The organism is Vibrio jasicida CAIM 1864 = LMG 25398 (assembly GCF_000400365.1).
GTDB classification, from domain to species: Bacteria; Pseudomonadota; Gammaproteobacteria; order Enterobacterales; family Vibrionaceae; genus Vibrio; species Vibrio jasicida.
In genome coordinates, this window is record NZ_BAOG01000251.1 from 1 (window position 1) to 874 (window position 874).

Annotated in this window: 2 protein-coding genes; both read left to right on the top strand. The window is 42.2% G+C overall.

Annotated elements, in window-relative coordinates:
• The first annotated feature begins 250 nt into the window (after positions 1-250).
• Positions 251-499, top strand: coding sequence for a type II toxin-antitoxin system Phd/YefM family antitoxin (locus VJL_RS27360; protein ID WP_005377003.1), 249 nt, complete (start codon positions 251-253; stop codon positions 497-499).
• Positions 489-779 (top strand): type II toxin-antitoxin system RelE family toxin, encoded by a 291-nt coding sequence (locus tag VJL_RS27365; RefSeq protein ID WP_005377002.1) that lies wholly within the window; start codon positions 489-491, stop codon positions 777-779. Before VJL_RS27360 ends, VJL_RS27365 begins: the two co-directional genes overlap by 11 nt.
• The last annotated feature ends 95 nt before the right edge of the window (positions 780-874 follow it).

Genomic DNA, 874 nt, shown 5'->3' on the forward strand with positions numbered 1-874 from the left:
TTCTGTTAATCGTTCTGGGGAGAACTGCATCAACAGATTACACCGCAACTTCCTTTCTCTTCCATACACCAGAAATCAGCATAGCTCGGTGTGAGCAACGCAATACCTTAGCCTCCGCATAATACCTTAAACACATAAACCGACGCATAGTAAAAATGCCACGCGTTGCGAATCACTCTTAAGCAACTTGTTATACCGCTTGGTTGAGGCTAAAATGACCAATATAAAGACCACTTAAGAGACTGATTATATGACCACTAGAATTTTAGCCGATGTTGCTGCAAGCATTACTGAGTTGAAAGCTAACCCTATGAAAGTTGCAACTAGTGCTTACGGCGAACCTGTTGCTGTATTAAACCGAAATGAACCAGCATTTTATTGCGTGCCTGCCGAAGCTTACGAAATGATGATGGACAGACTCGAAGATCTGGAACTACTAGCTATCGCTAAAGAGCGTGAATCTGAAGAGAGCATTTCGGTAAATATTGATGACCTATAAACTCGACTTTAAAAAGAGTGCACTCAAAGAGTGGAAAAAGCTTGGCTCTACTCTGCAACAACAATTTAAGAAAAAGCTAATCGAGCGCTTGGATAACCCACATGTTCCGGCTTCAAAGCTTTCTGGAGCTGACAACATGTATAAAATTAAGTTGCGTCAATCGGGCTACCGTCTCGTCTACAAAGTTGAAGACGATGTCATCATTGTAACCGTCTTAGCAGTTGGAAAACGCGAACGTAGCGATGTTTACCGTAAAGCCATGAAAAGGTTAGATGATTGATTGCGGTATAACGCCCAATTAAGGTGTGAGGCACGCAATACGATGCTCCCGCATACCACCTTAATCACTAAAACCAACGCATAGTAAAAATGCCA